At 72.4% G+C, this 21,703-nt stretch carries 22 protein-coding genes; 6 read left to right on the top strand and 16 right to left on the bottom strand.

Annotated features, from left to right (window positions below):
• Nucleotides 1-128: 128 nt before the first annotated feature.
• The 4 genes from NYE39_RS15645 to NYE39_RS15630 all read right to left on the bottom strand — a co-directional run bounded on the left by NYE39_RS15645 (nucleotide 129) and on the right by NYE39_RS15630 (nucleotide 4,580).
• Nucleotides 129-1,106 (bottom strand): methionine synthase, encoded by a 978-nt coding sequence (locus tag NYE39_RS15645; protein ID WP_072624049.1) that lies wholly within the window; start codon nucleotides 1,104-1,106, stop codon nucleotides 129-131.
• Complete coding sequence (gene mnmA / locus NYE39_RS15640; RefSeq protein ID WP_072624048.1) at nucleotides 1,103-2,218, bottom strand: tRNA 2-thiouridine(34) synthase MnmA; 1,116 nt, start codon at nucleotides 2,216-2,218, stop codon at nucleotides 1,103-1,105. Before mnmA ends, NYE39_RS15645 begins: the two co-directional genes overlap by 4 nt.
• Nucleotides 2,218-3,402: a cysteine desulfurase family protein gene (locus NYE39_RS15635; protein ID WP_072624047.1), complete on the bottom strand. Its 1,185-nt coding sequence runs from the start codon at nucleotides 3,400-3,402 to the stop codon at nucleotides 2,218-2,220. The genes mnmA and NYE39_RS15635 overlap by 1 nt, the downstream gene beginning before the upstream one ends.
• A gap of 158 nt (nucleotides 3,403-3,560) precedes the next feature.
• Entirely contained in the window at nucleotides 3,561-4,580 is a 1,020-nt protein-coding gene (locus NYE39_RS15630; RefSeq protein ID WP_072624046.1) for a hypothetical protein, read from the bottom strand.
• Nucleotides 4,581-4,683: 103 nt separating this feature from the next.
• Here NYE39_RS15630 and NYE39_RS15625 point away from each other — a divergent pair, with 103 nt between their 5' ends.
• A complete protein-coding gene (locus NYE39_RS15625; protein ID WP_072624045.1) occupies nucleotides 4,684-5,244 on the top strand; it encodes a TetR/AcrR family transcriptional regulator in 561 nt (186 codons plus the stop codon).
• A gap of 13 nt (nucleotides 5,245-5,257) precedes the next feature.
• Here the strand turns inward: NYE39_RS15625 and NYE39_RS15620 are convergent, their stop codons facing one another.
• The 3 genes from NYE39_RS15620 to NYE39_RS15610 all read right to left on the bottom strand — a co-directional run bounded on the left by NYE39_RS15620 (nucleotide 5,258) and on the right by NYE39_RS15610 (nucleotide 6,869).
• Nucleotides 5,258-5,416 (bottom strand): hypothetical protein, encoded by a 159-nt coding sequence (locus NYE39_RS15620; protein WP_164513567.1) that lies wholly within the window; start codon nucleotides 5,414-5,416, stop codon nucleotides 5,258-5,260.
• 155 nt (nucleotides 5,417-5,571) lie between these two features.
• Nucleotides 5,572-6,516: a cation diffusion facilitator family transporter gene (locus NYE39_RS15615; protein WP_072624044.1), complete on the bottom strand. Its 945-nt coding sequence runs from the start codon at nucleotides 6,514-6,516 to the stop codon at nucleotides 5,572-5,574.
• On the bottom strand, nucleotides 6,516-6,869 hold the full coding sequence (locus NYE39_RS15610) for an ArsR/SmtB family transcription factor (protein ID WP_072626132.1): 354 nt from the start codon (nucleotides 6,867-6,869) through the stop codon (nucleotides 6,516-6,518). The genes NYE39_RS15615 and NYE39_RS15610 overlap by 1 nt, the downstream gene beginning before the upstream one ends.
• Before the next feature lie 69 nt (nucleotides 6,870-6,938).
• On the opposite strand from NYE39_RS15610, the gene cmtR reads away from it, so the two are divergent.
• The 4 genes from cmtR to NYE39_RS15590 are packed head-to-tail and all read left to right on the top strand — an operon-like array spanning nucleotide 6,939 to nucleotide 10,506.
• Nucleotides 6,939-7,310: a Cd(II)/Pb(II)-sensing metalloregulatory transcriptional regulator CmtR gene (gene cmtR / locus NYE39_RS15605; protein WP_072624043.1), complete on the top strand. Its 372-nt coding sequence runs from the start codon at nucleotides 6,939-6,941 to the stop codon at nucleotides 7,308-7,310.
• Complete coding sequence (locus tag NYE39_RS15600) at nucleotides 7,303-9,288, top strand: heavy metal translocating P-type ATPase (RefSeq protein WP_083546021.1); 1,986 nt, start codon at nucleotides 7,303-7,305, stop codon at nucleotides 9,286-9,288. Before cmtR ends, NYE39_RS15600 begins: the two co-directional genes overlap by 8 nt.
• Nucleotides 9,285-9,920, top strand: a complete 636-nt coding sequence (locus NYE39_RS15595) for a DsbA family protein (protein WP_072624042.1) — start codon at nucleotides 9,285-9,287, stop codon at nucleotides 9,918-9,920. Before NYE39_RS15600 ends, NYE39_RS15595 begins: the two co-directional genes overlap by 4 nt.
• Nucleotides 9,901-10,506 carry a vitamin K epoxide reductase family protein gene (locus tag NYE39_RS15590; RefSeq protein ID WP_072624041.1) on the top strand — a complete coding sequence of 202 codons (606 nt, stop codon included), beginning with the start codon at nucleotides 9,901-9,903 and terminating at the stop codon, nucleotides 10,504-10,506. Before NYE39_RS15595 ends, NYE39_RS15590 begins: the two co-directional genes overlap by 20 nt.
• Before the next feature lie 61 nt (nucleotides 10,507-10,567).
• Here NYE39_RS15590 and NYE39_RS15585 read toward each other — a convergent pair whose 3' ends face one another.
• The 8 genes from NYE39_RS15585 to NYE39_RS15550 form a co-directional block, all read right to left on the bottom strand.
• Nucleotides 10,568-11,461 carry a hypothetical protein gene (locus NYE39_RS15585; protein WP_125932787.1) on the bottom strand — a complete coding sequence of 298 codons (894 nt, stop codon included), beginning with the start codon at nucleotides 11,459-11,461 and terminating at the stop codon, nucleotides 10,568-10,570.
• Between the two features lie 193 nt (nucleotides 11,462-11,654).
• Nucleotides 11,655-12,596, bottom strand: a complete 942-nt coding sequence (locus NYE39_RS15580; protein ID WP_072624039.1) for an electron transfer flavoprotein subunit alpha/FixB family protein — start codon at nucleotides 12,594-12,596, stop codon at nucleotides 11,655-11,657.
• Between the two features lie 31 nt (nucleotides 12,597-12,627).
• The gene (locus tag NYE39_RS15575; protein WP_072624038.1) at nucleotides 12,628-13,407 is read right to left on the bottom strand and encodes an electron transfer flavoprotein subunit beta/FixA family protein; all 780 of its coding nucleotides are present in this window, start codon (nucleotides 13,405-13,407) and stop codon (nucleotides 12,628-12,630) included.
• Nucleotides 13,408-13,572: 165 nt separating this feature from the next.
• Nucleotides 13,573-13,911, bottom strand: coding sequence for a hypothetical protein (locus tag NYE39_RS15570; protein WP_341013244.1), 339 nt, complete (start codon nucleotides 13,909-13,911; stop codon nucleotides 13,573-13,575).
• 1 nt (nucleotide 13,912) lies between these two features.
• Nucleotides 13,913-14,554, bottom strand: a complete 642-nt coding sequence (locus tag NYE39_RS15565) for an acyltransferase (RefSeq protein ID WP_341013243.1) — start codon at nucleotides 14,552-14,554, stop codon at nucleotides 13,913-13,915.
• A 13-nt stretch (nucleotides 14,555-14,567) separates the two neighbouring features.
• On the bottom strand, nucleotides 14,568-15,530 hold the full coding sequence (locus NYE39_RS15560; RefSeq protein ID WP_072624035.1) for a class I SAM-dependent methyltransferase: 963 nt from the start codon (nucleotides 15,528-15,530) through the stop codon (nucleotides 14,568-14,570).
• Nucleotides 15,530-16,309, bottom strand: coding sequence for an enoyl-CoA hydratase/isomerase family protein (locus tag NYE39_RS15555; protein ID WP_072624034.1), 780 nt, complete (start codon nucleotides 16,307-16,309; stop codon nucleotides 15,530-15,532). Before NYE39_RS15555 ends, NYE39_RS15560 begins: the two co-directional genes overlap by 1 nt.
• A complete protein-coding gene (locus tag NYE39_RS15550; RefSeq protein ID WP_072624033.1) occupies nucleotides 16,306-16,815 on the bottom strand; it encodes a T3SS (YopN, CesT) and YbjN peptide-binding chaperone 1 in 510 nt (169 codons plus the stop codon). The genes NYE39_RS15555 and NYE39_RS15550 overlap by 4 nt, the downstream gene beginning before the upstream one ends.
• A gap of 34 nt (nucleotides 16,816-16,849) precedes the next feature.
• Here NYE39_RS15550 and glgX point away from each other — a divergent pair, with 34 nt between their 5' ends.
• A complete protein-coding gene (gene glgX / locus NYE39_RS15545) occupies nucleotides 16,850-18,913 on the top strand; it encodes a glycogen debranching protein GlgX (RefSeq protein ID WP_341013242.1) in 2,064 nt (687 codons plus the stop codon).
• 123 nt (nucleotides 18,914-19,036) lie between these two features.
• Here the strand turns inward: glgX and glgP are convergent, their stop codons facing one another.
• Nucleotides 19,037-21,664, bottom strand: coding sequence for an alpha-glucan family phosphorylase (gene glgP, locus NYE39_RS15540; RefSeq protein WP_341013241.1), 2,628 nt, complete (start codon nucleotides 21,662-21,664; stop codon nucleotides 19,037-19,039).
• Nucleotides 21,665-21,703: the final 39 nt, after the last annotated feature.

Below are 21,703 nucleotides of genomic sequence, written 5' to 3'. Positions count from 1 at the left end.
CCTCTAGCCCGCGAGCCTCTGGCCGGGAAATCCAGAGCGGGCCGGGAAACCCGGAGATGACCGTGCAATAGCGCGGTCATCTCCGGTTTTCCAGGCCATTCGCGGTTTTCCCGGCCGGGGCGGGTGGCTCAGCCGGCGGCGAGGTCGGTGAGGGCCGAGGCAAGATCCGTCGTGGTCCGCACCGCTGCCACGGCGGACGAAGGGGGAGCCTCCGCCAGTCCGCACGCCGGTGTGACGACGACGTCCGCGAGCGACGGGAGTGGCAGCCCGATCCGCTGCCACGCACCGACGAGCCGCTCCCGTGCCGTGCGCCAGTCACCGCCGGTCGTCGGCACCGCGCCGGCCCACAGGGTCAGGCCCGCCTCGACGGCCTCGGCGACCTGCTCCCAGCGGGCGCCGTCGAGCAGCGAGGTGTCGAGCGAGATGCCACGAGCACCGCTCTCCCGCACCAGCTGTACCGGCACCTCGCCGGCGCAGCAGTGCACGAGCGTCGTCCGCTCCCCGGCCGCGTCGAGCACCGCGCGCAGCCCGTCACGGACCTCCGAGCGGTCGACCGCGCGCAGCGTGCCGTAGCCCGAGGCGGTCGGCAGCCGCCCCTCGAGCACCGCCGGCAGCCCCGGCTCGTCGACCTGCACGATGACCTCGGCACCGGGCACGAGGCGCTCGACGTCGGCGATGTGCGCACGCAGCCCCTCGGCGAGCGACCCGACGAGGTCGCGCCGCGCACCGTGGTCGGCGACCGCCCGCTCACCGCGCGGCAGCTCGATGGTCCCACCGAGCGTCCACGGCCCGGTCACCTGGACCTTGAGCGGGCCGGACCAGCCGTCGTAGGCCTCGGCGAGCTCGTCGAGGTCCTCGCGCAGGAGGGCACGGGCCCTCCCTTCGTCGTGGCCGGGACGACCCGCGAAGCGCCACCCGTAGGGCTGGGTCTCGACGTGCAGCCCCTCGAGCAGGGCCGCGGCCCGGCCGACCATGTCGGCGCCGACGCCCCGCGCGGGCAGCTCGGGCAGGTGCGGGATGCCGTCGCCGAGCAGGTCGCGGACGGCGACGACGGCCTCGCGCGATCGCGTGCCGGGCCACGACCCGACACCGGACGCCCGGGTCACGCGCTCGTCCTCGCGGCGCGCCCGGCGCGGGCGATGGTGCCCGAGCCGACGACGCGGGTGCCGTCGTAGAGGACGATCGACTGGCCGGGGGCGGCGCCGCGCACGGCCTCGTCGAGACGGACCACGAGACGCAGACCCCCTTCGGCAGCAGCGTCGGGCACGACCTCGGCAGTGGCGGGGATCTCCTCGCCGTGGGCCCGGATCTGCGCACCGAGCCGGTGCCGCCCCGAGGCCGCCGGGCCGCACCAGCGCACGTGGTCGGCCTCGATCTCGTCGGTGCCGAGCAGGTCCGATGTGCCGATGAAGACCCGGTTGGACGCCGCCTCGACCCGCGTGACGTAGCGCGGCTGCCCGTCGAGGTCGGACCGGTCCAGGCCGAGCCCGCGGCGCTGGCCGACGGTGAACCCGTAGGCCCCGCGATGCTCACCGACGACCTCGCCGGAGCCTTCGTCGACGATCTCGCCCGGCTGCTCGCCGAGCCGCTGGGTCAGCCAGCCGCGGGTGTCGCCGTCGGAGATGAAGCAGATGTCGTGGCTGTCGGGCTTCTTGGCCACGGCGAAGCCGCGCGCGGCGGCCTCCTCGCGGATCTGCGGCTTCGTCGTGTCGCCGAGGGGGAAGAAGGCGCGCGCCAGCTGCTCCTCGTCGAGCACCCCGAGGACGTAGGACTGGTCCTTGGCGGAGTCGACGGCGCGGTGCAGCTCGCGGCCGTGGGGCCCGTCGACGATCTGTGCGTAGTGCCCCGTCGCCACGGCGTCGAAGCCCAGCGCCAGCGCCTTGTCGAGGAGCGCGGCGAACTTGATCTTCTCGTTGCAGCGCAGGCAGGGGTTGGGGGTGCGGCCGGCCTCGTACTCCGCGACGAAGTCGTCGACGACGTCCCGGGCGAAGGGGGTGGCCATGTCCCAGACGTAGAAGGGGATGCCGAGCCGGTCGGCGACCCGGCGCGCGTCACCGGCGTCCTCGATGGTGCAGCAGCCGCGGGCGCCCTCGCGCAGGGTCTTGGCGTTCTTGGCCAGGGCGAGGTGGACCCCGACGACGTCGTGGCCGGCCTCGATCATCCGGGAGGCGGCGACCGCCGAGTCGACGCCCCCGCTCATCGCGGCGACGACGCGCATCACGCGGCCCCGCTGGCCCGCCGCGCGCGGGCGATGGCCTCGGGCAGGGCGGCGAGCACGGCGTCGACATCGGCCTCGGTCGAGGTCCAGCCGAAGGACACGCGCAGCGAGCCGCGTGCCTCCTCCTCGGAGCGACCCATCGCGAGGACGACGTGCGAGGGCTGCGGGATGCCGGCCTGGCAGGCCGAGCCCGTCGACACCGCAACGCCGGCGGCGTCGAGCAGGTAGAGCATGGAGTCGCCCTCGCACCCCGGGATGGTGATGTGCGCATTGCCCGGCAGGCGGGTCGTCACGTCGCCGGTCTCCCAGCAGCCGGTGACCCGGATGCCGAGGTCGAGCGCCTGGGTGCCGGCGAGGAAGCGGTCGCGCAGCGCGCCGATGCGGGCGGCCTCGGCCTCGCGGTGCTCGACGGCCTCGGTGAGGGCGACCGCGAAGCCCCGGATGGCCGGCACGTCGAGCGTGCCCGAGCGCACGCCGCGCTCCTGGCCGCCGCCGTGGCTCAGGGCGACGAGCCGCGCGTCGCGCTTGGCGACGAGCGCCCCGATGCCGAGCGGCCCGCCGAACTTGTGCGCGCTGACGCTCATGAGGTCGATGCCGCTCGCGGCGAAGTCGACGGGAAGGTGGCCCGCCGCCTGGACCGCATCGCTGTGGAAGGCCAGCCCGTGCTCGTGGGCGATGGCCGCCATCGTCGTGACGTCCTGGACGGTGCCGACCTCGTTGTTGGCCCACATGACGGAGACGAGCCCGACGCTCGCGGGGTCCTCCTCGATCGCGGCACGCACGGCATCGGGCTGGACGGTGCCGCACTCCCCCGGCGCCACGAAGGTCGCCTGCGCGCCCTCGTGCTCGACCGCGTGGTCGACGACGTCGAGGACCGCGTGGTGCTCGACACCGCTCACGACGACCCGATGACGAAGGGGGTCCGCCGCCCGTGCCGCGCGGAGCGAGCCGGTGATGGCGAGGTTGTCGGCCTCGGTCCCGCCGGAGGTGAAGACGATCTCGCTCGGCCGCGCCCCGAGGGCGGCGGCGATCCGCTCGCGCGACTCCTCGACGACCCGGCGTGCGTCGCGGCCGGGGCCGTGGAGGCTGGAGGCGTTGCCGGTGAGCGCCAACTGCTCGACCATCGCCTCCCGGGCAGCGGGAGTCATCGGCGTGGTCGCCGCGTGGTCGAGGTAGGTGGTCATCGGATGAAGTCTACGAGCCGACCGTCGGATCGGACCGCCCGCCGTCACTGCGCCGACGGATGGTTGTGTGTTGAACCGGTAGTCCTGGGCGCCGGCGACGCCCCTCAGCGCGCGCCGGCCCGCAGGGCTACCAGTTGCACACACAACCTTGGGCTCGCTCAGGCCGAGGCCTGCGCGCCCTCGCGTTCGGCGGCCGCGATGTGCGCGCCACGCCCCTGCCGGGCGACCCCGAGACCCGCGAGCGCGACCCCGCCGACGATCCAGCAGGCGAGGACGACGAGGTGGGAGGTCGCGCCGCCCCCGTCGAAGAAGGCGACCGAGCGCACGAGGGAGCCGGCGGCACCGACGGGCAGCAGCTGACCGATCGGGCCCCAGACACCGGGCAGCCAGTCGGGCCCGTTGGCCAGGCCGGAGAGCGGGTTGGCGACGAAGAGCATGGTGAGCGCGCCGATGCCGATGCCCGGGGTGCCGAGGAGCGTGCCGAGGCCGAGGACGGTGGCCGAGATCGCGAGGATGCCCGCGGAGATCGACAGCGACGTCAGCCAGTAGCTGCCGTCGAGCGCGTCGAAACCGAGCTGGAGGATCGCGGCGGAGACGAAGCCCGCGAGCAGGGCGAGGGTGGTCGCGCCGACGAAGCGCATGAGGGTCGAGCCCTTGTAAACGAGCAGGAGCAGCGCAGCCGTGGCCATCCCGCCGAAGACGAGCGGCAGGCCGAGGGTCGAGACGCCGACCGCCTGCGGGTCGTCGGTCGTCGTCGGGGCGAGCTCGACGTAGGTGACCTTCTGGCCGGACTTCTCGAGGCCGGCGCCGACGCCCTTGAGCAGCTGGACGTAGGCGGCGCCGGCACCGCTCGCGGTCTGGACGGTCACCCCCTTCGGTCCGACGGCGATGCCACCGATGGCCTCGCGGTCGGTGATGGCCTCCGCGGCCTCCTGCTCGGTGGCGTAGGTGGTCACGTCGAAGGCGCCGGGCACCTGCTCGTCCAGGGCGGCGGTGACCTGCGAGGTCGCCGGCTCGGGACCGCTCACGGCGAGCGGCAGGTCCTCGGGGCCGGAGTGCAGCGCCGGCGCGGCGAAGGCGAGCAGCATCAGCGCGACCATGGCGGTCAGGCCGAGGACGATCGCGACGAGCTTCGACGGGGAGTCCGCCGTCGTCGGCGGGTGTGCGGTGGTGGCCATGGCCTGCTCCTGAGTCAAGTGGAGGATTTCGCTCCGTTTACAAGTGGAGAGTATTCCTCCGGTAAGGTCGGGCGCAAGTCCGCCACCGACGAAGGGAGCGCCCGTGCGCGCCGACGCCCGCGCCAACCGCGCCGCGATCCTCGCGGCGACCCGAGAGCTCTACGCCACCCGCGGTCCCGACGTCCCCCTCTCCGCGATCGCCGAGCAGGCGGGGGTCGGGGCCGGCACGCTCTACCGCCACTTCCCCACCCAGCAGGACCTGGTCGTCGGGGTCGTCGAGTGGCTGAGCACGACGATCCACGACCTCTGCGGGCGCTGGCTGGAGCCGATGCGCTCCGACCCCGCCACGGCGTGGCCGGGTTTCGCCGCCGACATGGTCGAGCTCAAGGTCGCGGCCTTCATGCCCCGCGTCGTCGAGGGCGTCGACATCGACGACCTCCTCCCCCAGATCGTCGAGCGCCGCGATGCCGCCCTGGCCGCGGTGGGCGAGGTCGTCGAGCTGGCGAAGGGGGCCGGCCTGGTCCGCGAGGACGTCACCGCCGTGCAGTTCCAGATGGGCCTGGCCGTCACCACCCGCCCCCTGCCGGCGGCCGCCCACGCCCTCGTGCCCGATGTCGGCGGCTGGCTCGTCGAGGTCTACCTGCGCGGTCTGCGCCCGGACTGACATCGCGGAATGCCTACGCCGGCAGCTCGGGCGCGTTCATGCAGACCGGGCAGCGCATCGCCACCTCGGTCGGCATCGCCGTCATCACGTCGGCGACCTTCGCCGTCGTCGGCGTCACCGGCAGCGGGCCCGCCGCCCTGAGCACCGGCTTCGGCCTCATCGGCGTGGTCATGCTCGTCACTCGTCGTCGCCGTCCGCGACCGGCGCGAGGTCGAGGTCACCCCACCGGCCTGAGTCACTCGGACGCTTGGCGGCCTTGCTGTCACCTGGTTGCCCGGAGAAGGGGGACCAGGTGACACCAACGCCGCCGGGCCGGAGATCCCAGCGTCAGTGCGCCTGGTGCTCCATCGAGTCACAGGTCCGCTCGCGCAGGCCCGCGGTCTCGAGCTGGATCGTCGCGTGGTCGAAGGAGACGGGGAAGTGCTCGCGCAGGCACTGCCGGATCTCCTCGAGGATCCTCGGCGCGTGCCCCGACTCGAAGCACCCGTCGTCGATGACGACGTGTGCGGAGATCACCGGCAGGCCGGTGCCGATCATCGAGGCGTGCAGGTCGTGGACCTCCTGGACGTGCTCGAGCTCGAGGACGTGCGCACGCACGGCGTCGACGTCGACCCCCTTCGGGGTGAACTCCATGAGCACGCTCGTCGTCTCCCGGAGCAACCGCACGGCCCGCGGCACGATGAGCGCGGCGATGAAGAGACCCGCGATGGTGTCCGCCCGGGTGAAGCCGGTCGTCGAGATGACGATCGCCGCGACGATGACACCGAGCGACCCCAACGCGTCGTTGACGACCTCGAGGAAGGCGGCGCGCATGTTGAGGTTCGCCCCACGGCCCGCGGACAGGACGAGCATGGCGACGATGTTGGCGGTCAGGCCGATGATGCCGAAGACCAGGAGCTCACCTGCCGGGATCTCGGCAGGCTCGAAGAGCCGGCGGACCCCCTCGACCGCCGCGTAGCCGCCGACGACGATGAGCAGGACGGACTGACCGAGCGCAGCGAGGACCTCGATCCGGGCGAAGCCCCAGGTCCGCCCGCTGCTCGGCGGGCGGAGCATCATCGTCGCGGCGATGAGCGCGACGAGCAGCCCCGTGGAGTCCGCGAGGGCATGGGCGGTGTCGGTGAGCAGCGCCAGGCTGCCGGTGATGACGGCGCCGATCGCCTGCGCGGCCACGATGCCGACGGTGATCGCGAAGGCGAGCGCCAACCGGTTGCGCAGTCCTCGGTCAGGTCGGTCGCCCGCGCCGTGGGAGTGGTCGTGCCCGGCACCCATCAGCTCTCCCCCATCTCGTCGTGGTCGTGGTCGCGAAGGGAGAGCGACGCACCCGATGCAGCGAGCAGGTCCTCGGCGTCGGCGAAGAGCGTCGCCAGACGCGTCGCGTCCGCGAGGGCGAACCACGAGGCACGCCCCTCGGTCCGGACCGTCACGAGGCCGCAGTCGCGCAGGCAGGCCAGGTGCTTGCTCACCGTCGACTGCGCCAGGTGCATGTGGTCGACGAGGTCGCGCACCCGGTGCTCACCGCTCTCGAGGTGCTCGAGCAGGGCCAGTCTGGTGGGTTCGGCCAGTGCGTGGAAGAACGCGGCCTGGGCCCCGCGATCCTCGATCCCGACGCCCTCACGTATCATCGTCACGTGGCGATGATAGCGCTCAACAGCGATACCGCAAGAGGTCAGCGCCTGCTGTATGGTCAGCGCGTGCTGACCATTGCTGAGCGCCTCGACGCGCTGAACCGACTCGGCCGTGCCCTCGCCGACCCGACCCGGGCGCGCATCCTCGTCTCCCTGCTCGAGCGCCCCGGACACCCCGCAGAGCTGGCCGACGAGCTCGACCTCACGCGTACCAACGTCTCCAACCACCTCTCCTGCCTGCGCGGGTGCGGCATCGTCGTCGCGACGCCGGAGGGCCGACGCACGCGCTACGAGATTGCCGACCCGCACCTCTCCCGCGCCCTGGAGAGCCTGCTCGGCGTCGTGCTCGCCGTCGAGGACGGTGTCGTGTGCACCGACGAGGACTGCGACCTGCCCCTGTGCTGCGGCACCACGACGCAGGTGGCCACCCGTGGCTGACGCCTGCTGCGGCCCCGCCCTCGCCCCGGCCGACGAGCCCCAGGACGAGATCCTCGCGCACGAGGAGCTGATCCCGTGGTGGCGCGACCGCGCCCTGCTGCTGCCCATCGCCGCGGGCCTCCTGTGGGCCCTCGGCATGGTCCTGGAGTGGACCGGCAACGCGAGCCTCGCGTCCGCCCCCTTCGTCCTCGGTCTCGCGGCTGGTGCGTGGACCTTTGTCCCCGGCACGCTGCGCCGGCTCGTGCAGGGCCGCGGCCGCGGCCGTCTCGGGGTCGGCCTGCTCATGACCATCGCAGCGATCGGCGCGGTGCTCCTCGGGCACCTCGGCGAGGCCGCCGCCCTGGCCTTCCTCTTCTCCATTGCCGAGGCCCTCGAGGACCGCGCGATGGACCGCGCGACACACGGCCTGCGCGCCCTGCTCTCCCTCATCCCCGAGACCGCGCTCGTGGCCCGGGCCGACGGCGAGACCCGCGTCCCCGCCACCGAGGTGCGGCGCGGGGACGTCCTCCTCGTCGGTGCCGGCGAGCGGGTGAGCACCGACGGCGAGATCGTCTCCGGCACCTCCTGGCTCGACACCTCGGCGATCACCGGTGAGTCGATCCCCGTCGAGGTCGCCCCCGGGGACGCCGTCGCGGCCGGCTCGGTCAACACCTCCGGCGCGCTGCGGGTCAGCGCGACGGCCGACGGTCGCGACAACTCGCTCACCCAGCTCGTGCGCCTCGTCGAGCAGGCTCACGCCGACAAGGGCGAGCGTGCGCGGCTCGCCGACCGGATCGCCGGGCCCCTCGTCCCCCTCGTGCTGGCCGCCGCGGCCCTCGTCGTCATCTACGGCTTCATCGTCGGCGACCCCGCCAACTGGACCGAGCGCGCGCTCGTCGTCCTCGTCGCCGCCTCCCCCTGCGCCCTGGCCATCGCGGTCCCCGTCACGGTCATCTCGGCCATCGGGTCCGCGAGCACCCTCGGCACGATCATCAAGTCGGGGGCGGCCTTCGAGCAGCTCGGCACGATCCGCACGGTCGCCTTCGACAAGACCGGCACCCTCACCCGCAACGAGCCCCGGGTCGTCGAGACCGTGGCCGCGCCCGGCCGGACCGAGGAGGAGGTCCTCGCCGTCGCCGCCGCGCTCGAGGCGACGAGCCGGCACCCGCTCGCCACGGCCGTGGCCGCCGCCTCGCCCGAGCACCCCCAGGCGAGCGATGTCACCGAGCTGGCCGGCCACGGCCTGACCGGCCGGATCGGTGCGCACGAGGTCCGCGTCGGCAGCCCGCGCTGGATCGTGCCGGCGGGACTGGAGCAGGCCGCCGATGACATGGCCGACGCCGGCATGAGCGTCGTCGTCGTCGAGATCGGCGGTGCCCCGAGCGGAGTCATCGGCATCCGCGACGAGCTGCGCCCCGAGGCAGCCGAGGCGATCGCCACCCTCCACGCGGACGGCGTCTCGACGCTCATGCTCACGGGTGACAACTCCCGCACCGCGCACGCCCTCGCCGCCGAGGCGGGCATCGACCGGGTGCACGCCCAGGCCCTCCCGGAGGACAAGGCCCGCCATGTCCGGGAGTCGATGGACACCACCCCCACCGCCATGGTGGGCGACGGCATCAACGACGCCCCCGCCCTGGCGTCGGCCACCGTCGGGATCGCCATGGGCGCCACCGGATCGGCCGCCGCGGTCGAGTCGGCGGACGTGGCCTTCACGGGGCACGACCTGCGCCTGCTGCCCGAGGCCCTGCGGCATGCCCGCCGTGGACGGGCGATCATGACGCAGAATGTCGTCCTGTCCGTCCTGCTCATCGCCGCCCTCTTCCCGCTCGCCCTCTTCGGCGTGCTCGGCCTGGCGGCCGTCGTCCTCGTCCACGAGGTCGCAGAGGTCCTCGTCATCGCTAACGGGTTGCGCGCCATCCGGCGCCGCCGACCGGCCCCCGACCCCACCACCTCGACCACCCGCACGTCCCTCCCTTCGTCGATCGGAACCGCATGAGCACGCCCGTCAAGATCTCCATCGCCATGGTGGTCGTCGTCGCCCTCGGCCTCGGCACCCTCCTCTTCCTGGGCCGCGGCGACGACGCCCCGGCCGGAGGGGACGGCGCGTCGGCGCCGTACGTGCGCGAGGACTCCCCCCGCCTGACGAAGGGGGACAAGGCGACCTTCGTCGAGTTCCTCGACTTCGAGTGCGAGGCCTGCCTCGCCGCCCACCCCACGATCAAGGAGCTGCGCTCGACCTACGGCGAGGACGTGACCTTCGTCGTGCGGTACCTGCCGCTCCACGGCAACTCGATGAACGCGGCCGTGGCCGCCGACGCCGCCCGGATGCAGGGGAAGTTCGAGGAGATGCACGACAAGCTCTTCGAGTCGGCCACCGAGTGGGGGCACCAGCAGACCTCCCAGGCGAAGGTCTTCGAGGGCTATGCCGAGGAGATCGGCCTCGACATGGAGCAGTACCGCAAGGACATCGCGGACCCGAAGACCACGGCACGCGTGGAGCAGAGCGCCGAAGACGCCAAGACCCTCGGCGTCCAGGGCACGCCGACCTTCTTCCTCGACGGCGAGAAGCTCGAGGCGGGGACCCCCGACGACTTCAGGAAGGCCCTGGATGACGCCGTCAAGGACTGACGACGCGCGCCGGCTGACCATCCCTCGCGGGCTGGCGCTGCTCCACCTCGTCGGTGGCCTCGTCGGACTCCTCGCCGCGGCCGCCCTGCTCGTCGAGAAGATCAACTCCCTCAAGGACCCCGACTACGTCCCGACGTGCAGCATCAACCCGGTCCTCTCCTGCGGATCGGTGATGAACACCCCCCAGGCCGAGGCTCTGGGCATCCCGAACCCGATCATCGGGGTGGCGGGCTTCGCGGCCCTGGCGATGCTGGGCGCGCTCCTCCTGACGGGCGCGCGCGTGCCGCGCTGGGTGCTGTGGGCGGCCCAGGCCGGCGTGACCTTCGGCATCGCGATGGTCACGTGGCTGATCTGGCAGAGCCTGTACGCCATCGGGGCGCTGTGCCCCTACTGCATGGTCGTGTGGGTCGTGATGATCGCCGTCTTCGTCATGACGACCGTGCACACCCTCGTCACGGTCGCGCCGAGGAGCGGCCTCGCTCGGCGCCTGCACGAGTATCGCGGCGTCGTCCTCACGGCGTGGTATCTCGTCGTGGTCGTCCTCGTTGCCGAGCGCTTCTGGGACTACTGGTCCACCCTCGTGTGAGCGTCACGGACACGCCAGAGCCCCGCCGGGATCATCCCGGCGGGGCTCTGCTGCGTCAGTCTCAGTTGACCGAGACGTGCACGTGGTCGAAGTGGTTCTGCGTCGGGTCGCCCCGGTCCTCCATCATCTTGGAGGTCCCGTTGGGGAACCAGATCTGCTGCTGGTAGATGACGTACTTGACGTTGAGGCTGCCGGCGTTGGCACGCACCCAGGCGGCGACCTGCTCCCCGCGCGCCCCGGAGACCATGATGTCGACGGCGCTGCCGGTGCCGTGGTCGCCCGGGTCGCCGGCCCGGTAGCCACCGATGTTGGTCATGTCGGGGAACTGCGTGCGCACGGCCGAGTAGACCTTCTGCGCATTGGCACCCAGACCCAGGGCGGCAGCCTGCGACGCGTAGTTGTCGGTCGCAGGGGCGGCGGCGGTCGTCGAGCTGGTCGTCGACTCGGCCTGCGGGGCCTCGGCGGTCTGCTCCTGCCCGTCGGCCTGCTCCTGCCGCGCCGGGGCCTCGGTCTCCTCCTCCGTCTGCTCGACGGGCTCGGGCTTCGGCGTTGGCTTGGGCTTGGGCTTGGGCTTCGGCTTGACGACCGGCTCGACGGCGAGGGCACCCGCGCCGTCGTGGACGTCCGCGGCCTGCTTGCCATCGGGCGCGGTGATCGCCGCCGCGACCCGGGCGGACGAGCGCGAGGCGCTGCCGTCACCGGTGCGGTCGGAGAAGAGGTCCTCGACGCTCGTCTGGGCCGTGGCCACGCTGTCGGCGACCGGCGCGGGGTTGCCCCCGGCCTGGCTCGGGGCGATGACGAAGGCGCCGGACCCGAGGACGATGCCGACGCCGGCGACGGACTTGGCGACGGTGCGGGCGCCGTGGGAGCCGACCGACGACGGCAGGCTGCCCAAGCGGGACAGGGGGCTGGGACGGCGGCTGCCATGGCGACCGACGTAACGGGGGGAGCTCACGCGAGACCTCGTGGGTGGAAAACAGGGGAACGGGCCTCACGGCCGCGGCCCACCATAGCCACAACCTCGGCCGAAAGTCACGTTTTGGTAAAGGGGATGTGAAGAGGCTCTCCCCCCAAGACTGCTCGGCACGACGAAGGGCGGCACGCACCGAGTCGGTGCGTGCCGCCCCTTCGTCAGGGATGACCGGAGGTCACTTGCCCTTGACGGCCTCCGTGGCCTGGGGCAGGACGGTGAAGAGGTCACCGACGACTCCGAAGTCGACGAGCTCGAAGATCGGGGCCTCCTCGTCCTTGTTGATCGCGACGATCGTCTTGGAGGTCTGCATGCCGGCGCGGTGCTGGATCGCACCCGAGATGCCCGCCGCGACGTAGAGCTGCGGCGAGACCTGCTTGCCGGTCTGGCCGACCTGCGAGGAGTGCGGGTACCAACCGGCGTCGACCGCGGCGCGCGAGGCACCGACGGCGGCACCGAGGGCGTCCGCGAAGGTCTCGACCGGGGAGAAGTCGCCACCGGTACCGCGACCACCGGAGACGACGATCGCCGCCTCGGTGAGCTCGGGACGACCGGAGGCCTTCTTCGGCTCGGACGCGGTGACCTTGGCGGCCTTGGCGCCGTCGGAGATGCTCACGGAGAGCTCCTCGAAGGCACCCGCGCCGTTGGCCTGCTCCGGCGCAGCGGAGTTGGGCTTGACGCAGATGATCGGCGTGCCCTTGGTGACCTTGGCCTGGACCGTGTAGCTGCCGGCGAAGACGGACTGGGTCGTGACCGGCCCCTCCTGCACGTCGACGGCGTCGGTGATCAGACCGGAGTCGGTCTTGACCGCGAGGCGGGCACCGATCTCCTTGCCGGCGGCATTGCTCGGGATGAGCACGGCGGCCGGGGACGTCGACTGCACCAGCTGCGCGAGGACCTCGGCCTGGGGGGCGACGAGGTGCTCGAGGGCGGCCGGGTCGGAGACGGCGTAGATCTTCTCGGCGCCGTAGCGCGCGAGGAGGTCCTTGGCCGTCTCGGCGCCGGGGCCGATGAAGACGGCAGAGGGCTCACCCAGGCGGCGGGCGATGGTCAGCATCTCCGCGGCGGGCTTCTTCACCTCACCGTTTGCGTGGTCGACGAGGACGAGGACTTCAGCCATGTCTGTTGCTCCTTGGTGTCCGGGTCGTCGCTCAGACGAACTTGTTGGTGGTCAGGAACTCGGCGAGCTTGGTGCCGCCGTCACCCTCGTCGGTGACGATCGTGCCCTGCTCGCGCGGCGGACGCTTGGTCGTCGACTCGACGGCCGTCGCGGCGTTGGCCAGACCGACCTGGCCGGCGTCGATGCCGAGGTCGGAGAGGCTCCACTCCTCGACCGGCTTCTTCTTCGCGGCCATGATCCCCTTGAAGGAGGGGTAGCGCGGCTCGTTGATCTGGTCGGTGACCGAGATGAGCGCGGGGAGGGAGGCCTCGACGGTCTCGCTCGCGGTGTCGCCGTCACGACGCATCTTGGCGACGCCGCCGTCGACGCTCAGCTCGGAGGCGTAGGTGACCTGCGGCAGCCCGAGGCGCTCGGCGAGCATCGCGGGGACGACACCCATGGTGCCGTCGGTCGAGACCATGCCGGTGAGCACGATGTCGGGGGTGCCGATCTTCTTGATCGCCTCGGCGAGGACGAGCGAGGTGGCGAGGGCGTCCGAGCCGGCGATCGCGTCGTCGGAGACGTGCACGCCCTTGTCGGCACCCATCTGGAGCGACTTCTTGACGGCCTCGGCGGCGTCGGCGGGACCGATGGTCAGCACGGTGACCTCGCCCTCACCGGCCTCGACGATCTGGAGGGCCTGCTCGACGGCGTACTCGTCGAGCTCGGACAGCAGGCCGTCCACGCCTTCGCGGTCGGTCGTGTTGTCCTCGTTGAATCCGCGGTCGGACTGTGCGTCCGGAACGTACTTCACGCAGACGACGATGTTCATCGGCGAATCGTCCTCTTCCTGGGTGAGGGGGCTGGGTACCGGGCGATCCTCTCAGCAGTCGCGCCGATTGGGCCCGAACTGTGGGAAGGCTCCCAGTCCGCTCACGCTATCCAGCGCGACCCCAGACCTCCAATGCGGGTGAGGGTGCCCTTCACCACACCCGGCTCAGGGCGTCTCGTCCGCGACATTGGCGAGCACGTGGAAGGAAGGCTCCTCGTAGGGGTGGGCGGCGCGAAGCGCCGCGCCCACCACTGCTCTGCGCGATCGCGGGAGGGCGACCTCGACCCGGTCCTCGACGACCCGCTCCGGCCGACCGACCTCGCCGATCGTCGGGTTGGCCGATCCCACGGGACGGAACCTCCCTTCGCCACGCTGGACGAAGGCGCACTCGCGGTAGTCCCCCACCGCCCCCGCGCCGGCGGCGAAGAGCGCCGCCAGCACCTCGTCGGTGTGGGTAGCCGGGATGTGCGCCACGAGGACGTCGAGCGGCTCGCGGGTGCTCACGTCACCACCCCGCCGGCAGGTCGAGGTCGTCGTCGGTCAGGGGCACGGGCTGGCGGTGCTTGAGGACGCGGGCCGGCACCCCACCGATGACGGCGAAGGGGGGATGGCTGCCTCGGACGACGGCACCTGCCCCGACGACCGTGTGGGCGCCGATGTCGGTGCCGCGGGTGATGACGCACTTGGTCGCAACCCACACGTCGTCGCCGATGCGCACCGGGGACTTGATGATCCCCTGGTCCTTGATCGGGGTCTCGAGGTCCTCGGTGCGGTGGTCGAAGTCGCACACGTAGACGTCGTCGGCGAAGAGACAGGCCTCGCCGATCTCGATGTCGAGCCAGGTGTTGAAGGTGTTGCGGATCCCGATGACCGTCTTGGCGCCGATGCGCAGGGTGCCCTCGTGCGCCCGCAGCGCCGAGCCGCCACCGATGTGCGTGTAGGCGCCCACGACGAGCCGCCCGGTGCCCGGGGTCACCTGGAACTGGACGCCGGGACCGATGAAGCAGGGCCCCTCGAAGACCAGCCCGGGCGTGCGGGCCCGGGCCCGCACCATGCGCAGGTAGCCGAGCACGTGGTGGTGGCTCCAGGCGCGGTGGGCGACGACCCACCGGGCCCAGTGCCACCACGTGAGGCGCTGCGCCGACATCAGGCGGCCCCCGTCACCGCAGGGGCTTGGTGCCGGTCACGCCGACGTTGTAGAAGAAGCGCTGCGGCACGACGCGGCCGAGCACCGCGTCGACCTTCATGAGGTTCTTCCACGTGCCGTAGGCGAACTTCGCCCACCCGAAGCCGAGGGCGTCCTCGGCCACGGCGTACTCGAAGGTGCGGATCGGCCACCCGGCGAGCGCGGAGGTCAGCTCCTCCGTGGCCGTGCCGACGTGCTCGGCCCCGGCGTGGCGGGCCATCGCGGCCAACGCAGCAGGGTCGAAGGTGTGCAGGTCGACGACGGCCTCGAGGGCGGCCGCCCGCGAGGACTCGTCGAGCTCGGCCTGCGCACGGGCCCACTTGCCCCGCAGGGGCGGCAGCTTGGTCACCCGCGTCGCCGTCTCCCACGTCGCCCGCGAGATGTGCCGCGCGTACCAGTGCCCGATCGTCGTCGGCTCACCGGCGATGACGAAGCGCCCGCCCGGCTTGAGGACGCGCACCACTTCGCGCAGCGCACCCTCGACGTCAGGGATGTGGTGGATCACGGCATGGCCGACGACGAGGTCGAAGGTGTCGTCGTCGTAGGGCAGCGACTCCGCGTCGGCGACCTGCCCCTCGATCTCGAAGCCGAGCCGCCGGGCATTGGCCTTGGCCGCCTCGACCATGCCCGGCGACAGGTCGGAGACGTGGACCTCCTCGACGAGGCCGGCGAGCTTGAGGTTGAGGGAGAAGAAGCCGGTGCCGGCGCCGAGCTCGAGCGTGCGCCCGTAGGGCAGCGACTCCCCCGGCTGGCGGGTCGACTCGAGCACGTGGAGGAAGCGGTCGCGCACGACGGAGGTGCAGCGGTCGTCGAAGCTGATCGACCACTTCTCGTCGTAGGTCTGCGCCTCCCAGTCGTGGTAGAGCACCTGGGCGAGCTTGTTGTCCTCCCAGGCGGCCTCGACCTGCTCCGCGCTCGCGGCGCCGGCACCGGTCATCAGATGCCCTCGAAGGTGGCCTTGCCGGGGCCGTTGTCGACGAAGCTGCGCATGCCGGTCTTCTGGTCGTTGGTCGCGAAGAGCGCGGAGAAGAGCTGCGCCTCGATCTCCAGACCGGTGTCGAGGCTGGTCTCCAGCCCCTTGTCGACGGCCTCCTTGGCGGCACGCAGGGCCTGCGTCGGCCCGGTGACGAAGGGGGTGACGAGCGCCTGCGCCGCGTCGAGGACCTCCGCAGCCGGCACGACACGGTCGGCGAGACCGATCTCGAGGGCCTCGGCGGCGTCGACCATCCGGCCGCTGAAGATCAGCTCCTTGGCCTTGGCCGGGCCGACGAGTCGCGGCAGCCGCTGGGTGCCACCGGCGCCGGGGATGATGCCCAGGGTGATCTCGGGCAGGCCGAGCTTGGCGTTGTCGGCGACGACCCGGAAGTCGCAGCACAGCGCCGTCTCGAGGCCGCCACCGAGTGCGAAGCCGGTGATCGCGGCAACGGTCGGCTTCGGGATCGAGGCCAGGGCGCGGGAGAAGCGCTGGAGCAATCGCACGTGGGCGGCCATGTCCGTGTAGGACATCTCCGCCATCTCCTTGACGTCGGCGCCGGCGGCGAAGACCCGCTCGCCGCCCCAGACGATGACCGCCTTGACGTCGTCGCGGGTCGCGGCCTCGTCGGCGACGGCGACGAGCTGACGCTGCATCTCGGCGTCGAGCGCGTTCATCTTCGGGCGGTCGAGGACGATCGTGCCGATGCCGTCCGCGACCTCGAGTCGGACGAGCTGGCTCATGCCTGCGGCTCCTGGCCCGGCTGGTCACCCTCGACGGCGTCCTCGAGCTCCTGGCCGGTGGCGCGCTGGTGCCACAGCTGCACGCCCTGCAGGACGAGCGGCAGGGCCAGGCCGAGCAGACCGCGCACGTCGGCGCCGCGCGGCAGGATGTGCTCGCTGGTCACGAGCAGGGTGTCGCCGGCGACGGCCGCCTTGACGAGGTTGAAGGCGACGTTGAGGTCGTTGCTGACCTGCAGGCGCTCCATCGGGTCGGTCGGCACCGGGTCCTCGAGGGCCCACTGGCCGAAGACGCGCAGCACGTTGGACTCGTCGTCCGCGGCGCGCACGAACATCTGCTGCTCGGAGAAGGTGAAGGCGACATCGCCCTCGTCGTCGATGCGCGGCTCGAGGCCGAGCTCGCGCAGGGCTTCCTCGATGCGGTCACGCAGCGGGGCCTCCTGCTCGGGCTGGTCGCCAGCGGGGGTCGGGGAGGTGCCGAAGTTGGGAAGGGCGGTGGGATCGCTCATGACCTCAACGTACCCACTGCTTACCCTGTGAGCCATGTCGACCACCACAACCCAGCCGCTCCCCGACCGGCCCGCACCCGGCGTGCGTCCCGTCGACGGCGGCGTCACGGTCGCCGTGCCGGCGGCCTCCGCGAGCGCCGTCTGGCTGTGCCTCTTCGACGACGAAGGAGAGGAATCTCGCGTCTCCCTGCCCGCCGCCGGCGAGGGCTGGTGGGGCGGCTTCGTCCCCGACGTGCACCCCGGCGCCCGCTACGGGCTGCGGGCCGACGGCCCGTGGGACCCGGCCGCCGGCCACCGTCACAACCCCGCGAAGCTGCTCCTCGACCCGTGGGGCCTGGCCGTCGAGGGCCGCGTGGCCTACGAGCCGGCCGTCTACGGGCATGCCGTCGACGAGTCCGGCGAGGGTGACGTGACCGTCCGCTCGGAGCTGGACTCGGCCCCCTTCGTCCCGCGCAACGTCGTGCTCGACACGACCTTCGACTGGGGCGACGACGCTCCCCCGGCCCACCCACGAGACTCCCGAGTCGTCTACGAGGCGCACGTGCGCGAGGTGACCCGGCTGCTCGACGGCGTGCCCGAGTACCTGCGCGGCACCTACGCCGGGATGGCGCACCCGGTGACCATCGAGCACCTGCAGCGGCTCGGCGTGACGACCGTGGAGCTGCTCCCGGTGCACGCCTTCGCCGACGAGCCGCACCTCGTCGAGCTCGGCCTGACCAACCACTGGGGCTACAACACGCTGGGCTTCTTCGCCCCGCACGCGCCCTACGCGAGCGACGCCGACCCGCAGGAGGTGCTGCGCGAGCTCAAGGGCATGGTCAAGCTGCTGCACGCCGCCGGCATCGAGGTGCTGCTCGACGTCGTCTACAACCACACCGCCGAGCAGAGCACCGGGGGCGCGACGCTGTCGTGGCGCGGGCTCGACGCGGCGACCTGGTACCGGCTCGACGAGCAGGGCCACGACGTCGACGTCACCGGCTGCGGCAACACCCTCGACCTCACCGAGCCGCTCGTGCTCGAGATGGTGCTCGACTCGCTGCGCTACTGGGTCGAGGAGGTCCACGTCGACGGCTTCCGCTACGACCTGGCCGTCGCGCTCGGCCGCGGTGAGGACCTCGGCTACGACCCGGACCACCCCTTCCTCGTCGCGCTGCGCGAGGACCCGGTGCTCTCCCGGGTGCTGCACGTCGCCGAGCCCTGGGACCTCGGACCCGACGGGTGGCGCACCGGGCAGTTCCCCGGCGCGTGGGCGGAGTGGAACGACCGCTTCCGCGACGCCACCCGCGACTTCTGGCTCGCCGACGCCGGTGCGCTCTCGCGCGGCGAGGTGAGCGGGCCGGGAGTGCGCGAGATCGCGACCCGGCTCGTCGGCAGCCGCGACCTCTTCGGCGAGCGCACCCCCCTGTCCTCGGTGGGCTTCGTCACCGCCCACGACGGCTTCACCATGGCCGACCTCGTCGCCTACGACACGAAGCACAACGAGGCCAACGGCGAGGACAACCGCGACGGCAACGACCACAACCGCTCGTGGAACCACGGCGCCGAGGGCCCCACCGACGACGCCGTCATCGCGCTCGCCCGCCGCCGATCGGTCCGCAACCTGCTCGGCACGCTGCTGCTGTCGGCCGGGGTGCCGATGATCGCCTCCGGCGACGAGATCGGTCGCACCCACGACGGCAACAACAACCCCTACTGCCAGGACAACGAGATGACCTGGCTCGACTGGGACCTCGACGACGCGCGTCGCGACCTGCTCGCGAGCGCCGGGGCGCTCACCGCGCTGCGGCGCGAGGTGCCGGTGCTGCGCGACCACGACGAGTCGGTCATCGGCTGGTACGACGAGACCGGCGCCCCGATGACCGACGAGACCTGGGCCCAGGACGAGCGGCGCACCCTGCAGCTGCACCTCGCCGGCGAGCCCGCGGCCCTGATCGTGGTGCACGGGGGCCTGGCCGAGGCTGCCGTCACGCTGCCGGACGTCGGCCCCCTTCGCCTGCGGTGGGACAGCGCCTGGGAGCGCCCGCAGGCCGCCGACTCGGGCCCCGCCGACCGCGAGCAGACCCTCACCCCCCTCAGCCTGCGCCTCTACACGACCTGACCGCGTGAGAGGGCGGGTCGAGGTACCAGCGACCGCATAACCGGTCGCTGGTACCTCCACCCGCTGCACGACAGGAGCGGGCGACGGGAGAGGCGACCACGCGGGTGGCGCAGGACCAAGAACTCAGGCGTTGGCGACGAGCCCCAGGCTCGCGGGGAAGGCCATGAGCTCGTGCCGGGGCAGCACCCGCACGGTCCAGCCGAACTGGCCGGTGCGCTCGATGGGGACCTGACCGGAGAACTTCGCCTTGCCGTCCTCGTAGACCTCGACGGCCTCGAGCGAGGTGGCGTCCCAGTCGACGAGGTCGTCGGTGCCGAGCTCGACCCGACCGGCGACGACCTGGACGTCGACCTCGTGCGGCGCCAGGCCGTCGAGCGCGACGTAGGCGTCGACGGCCAGGGACTCCCCGACGAGCGGGCTGTCGGAGATGCCGGACCCCTCGACGTGGTCGACCCGCACCGCGGCCCAGCCGGCGCGGGCCCGGGCCTTGTAGTCGGCCAGCGCCCGCGCGCCGGCGTGGTCGTCGGCGTTGACCCGGGCGTTGTGCGCGGCGGCCGGGGCGTAGAGCCGCTCGGTGTAGTCGCGGACCATGCGGGTCGCGAGGACCTTGGGGCCGAGGGTCGTCAGGGTGTGCCGCAGCATCGACAGCCAGCGCTGCGGCAGGCCCTGCTCGTCGACGTCGTAGAAGCGCGGTGCGACCTGGGTCTCGATGAGGTCGTAGAGCGCGGCGGCCTCGATGTCGTCACGACGCGCCTCGTCGGCGACGCCGTCGGCGGTGGGGATCGCCCAGCCGTTGTCGCCGTCGTACCACTCGTCCCACCAGCCGTCGAGGATCGACAGGTTGAGCCCGCCGTTGAGGGCGGCCTTCATGCCCGAGGTGCCGCACGCCTCGAAGGGGCGCAGCGGGTTGTTGAGCCACACGTCGCAGCCCGGGTAGAGCGTGCGGGCCATCGCGATGTCGTAGTTGGGCAGGAAGACGATGCGGTGGCGCACGTCGTGCTGGTCGGCGAAGCGCACCATCTGCTGGATCAGCTGCTTGCCGGTCTCGTCGGCGGGGTGCGACTTGCCGGCGATGACCAGCTGCACCGGCCGCTCGGGGTGGAGCAGCAGTGCCTTGAGGCGCTCGGGGTCGCGCAGCATGAGCGTCAGGCGCTTGTAGGTCGGCACCCGCCGGGCGAAGCCGATCGTCAGCACCTCGGGGTCGAGCACGGAGTCGGTCCAGCCGAGCTCGGCGTCGGTCGCGCCGCGCTTGGCCCAGCTGGAGCGCAGCCGGGCCCGGGCGTCCTCGGCGAGCCGGGCGCGCATCTGCGCCTTGGCCGCCCAGATCGCCTCGCCGGGCACGTCCCCGATCTGCAACCATTGGTCACCGGCCTCGACGTCTCGGCCCCCGAGGTGCTCGGCGGCGACGTCGAAGACCGCGTCGTCGACCCAGGTGGGCGCGTGCACGCCGTTGGTGATCGAGGTGATCGGCACCTCGGCGTCGTCGAAGCCCGGCCACAGCCCGTCGAACATCTCGCGGGAGACGTGGCCGTGCAGCTGGGAGACGCCATTGGCCCGCTCGGCCAGCCGCAGGCCCATCACGGCCATGTTGAAGATGCCCTCGGAGCCGCCCTCGTAGGTCTCGGCGCCGAGCGCGCGCAGCTTGTCGAGCGGCACGCCCGGCAGCTCCTGGGCGCCGCCGAAGTAGCGCTCGAGGAGCGCGACGTCGAAGCGGTCGATGCCGGCGGGCACCGGAGTGTGCGTGGTGAAGATGGTGCCGGCGCGGGCGGCCTCCATCGCCTCCTCGAAGCTCAGCCCGGCGCCCTGGGTGAACTCGCTGATCCGCTCGATGCCGAGGAAGCCGGCGTGGCCCTCGTTGGTGTGGAAGACCTCGGGCGCGGGCGCACCGGTGAGCCGGGACCACAGGCGCAGCGCGCGCACGCCCCCGATGCCGAGGAGCATCTCCTGCTGCAGGCGCTGCTCGCCTCCGCCGCCGTAGAGCCGCTCGGTCACCGCGCGCATCGCGTCGTCGTTGCCGGGCACGTCGGAGTCGAGCAGCAGCAGCGGCACCCGGCCGACCTGGGCACGCCAGACATGAGCGCGAAGGGAGGCGCCCCCGGGCATCGCGACGGTCACCACGCAGGGGGTGCCGTCGTCCTCGCGCAGCAGGTGCAGCGGCAGACCCTGGGGGTCGAGGACCGGGTAGGTCTCCTGCTGCCAGCCCGAGGCGTCGAGGCGCTGCTTGAAGTAGCCGGTCTTGTAGAACAGGCCCACGCCGACGATCGGCACGCCGAGGTCGGAGGCGGCCTTGAGGTGGTCGCCGGCGAGGATGCCGAGCCCGCCGGAGTACTGCGGCAGCACCTCGGTGATGCCGTACTCGGGACTGAAGTAGGCGATCGAGGCGGGCAGGCCCTGCGAGGCTCCCTTCGAGGCTCCCTTCGAGGCTCCTTCGTCGCTCCTCAGGGACCGGGGGGCTTCCTCTTGGAACCACCGCGGGGCGGACAGGTAGGCGTCGAGGTCGGCCTTGGCGGCGTCGACCCGGGCGACGAAGTCGCCGTCGCCAGCAAGCTCATCGAGCTCGCTGGCGGAGAAGGCCGAGAGCAGTCGGACCGGGTCGTGGCGCACGTCCGCCCAGCGCTGGGGGTCGATGTCGGCGAAGAGCTCGCGCGTCGGCGTGTGCCAGCTCCAGCGCAGGTTCATCGCGAGGTCGCCGAGGGCGGCGATGGGCTCGGGGAGGGCGGTGCGGACACTGAAACGTCGGATGGCCTTCACCTCCCCCATCTTGGGGGATCCGACCCCGGCGCGCCAACC

Source organism: Janibacter sp. FSL W8-0316 (assembly GCF_038004165.1).
Lineage (GTDB): Bacteria > Actinomycetota > Actinomycetes > Actinomycetales > Dermatophilaceae > Janibacter > Janibacter indicus.
The sequence above is the reverse complement of the archived record's forward strand: the minus strand, read 5'-3'. Positions and strand labels throughout refer to the sequence as shown.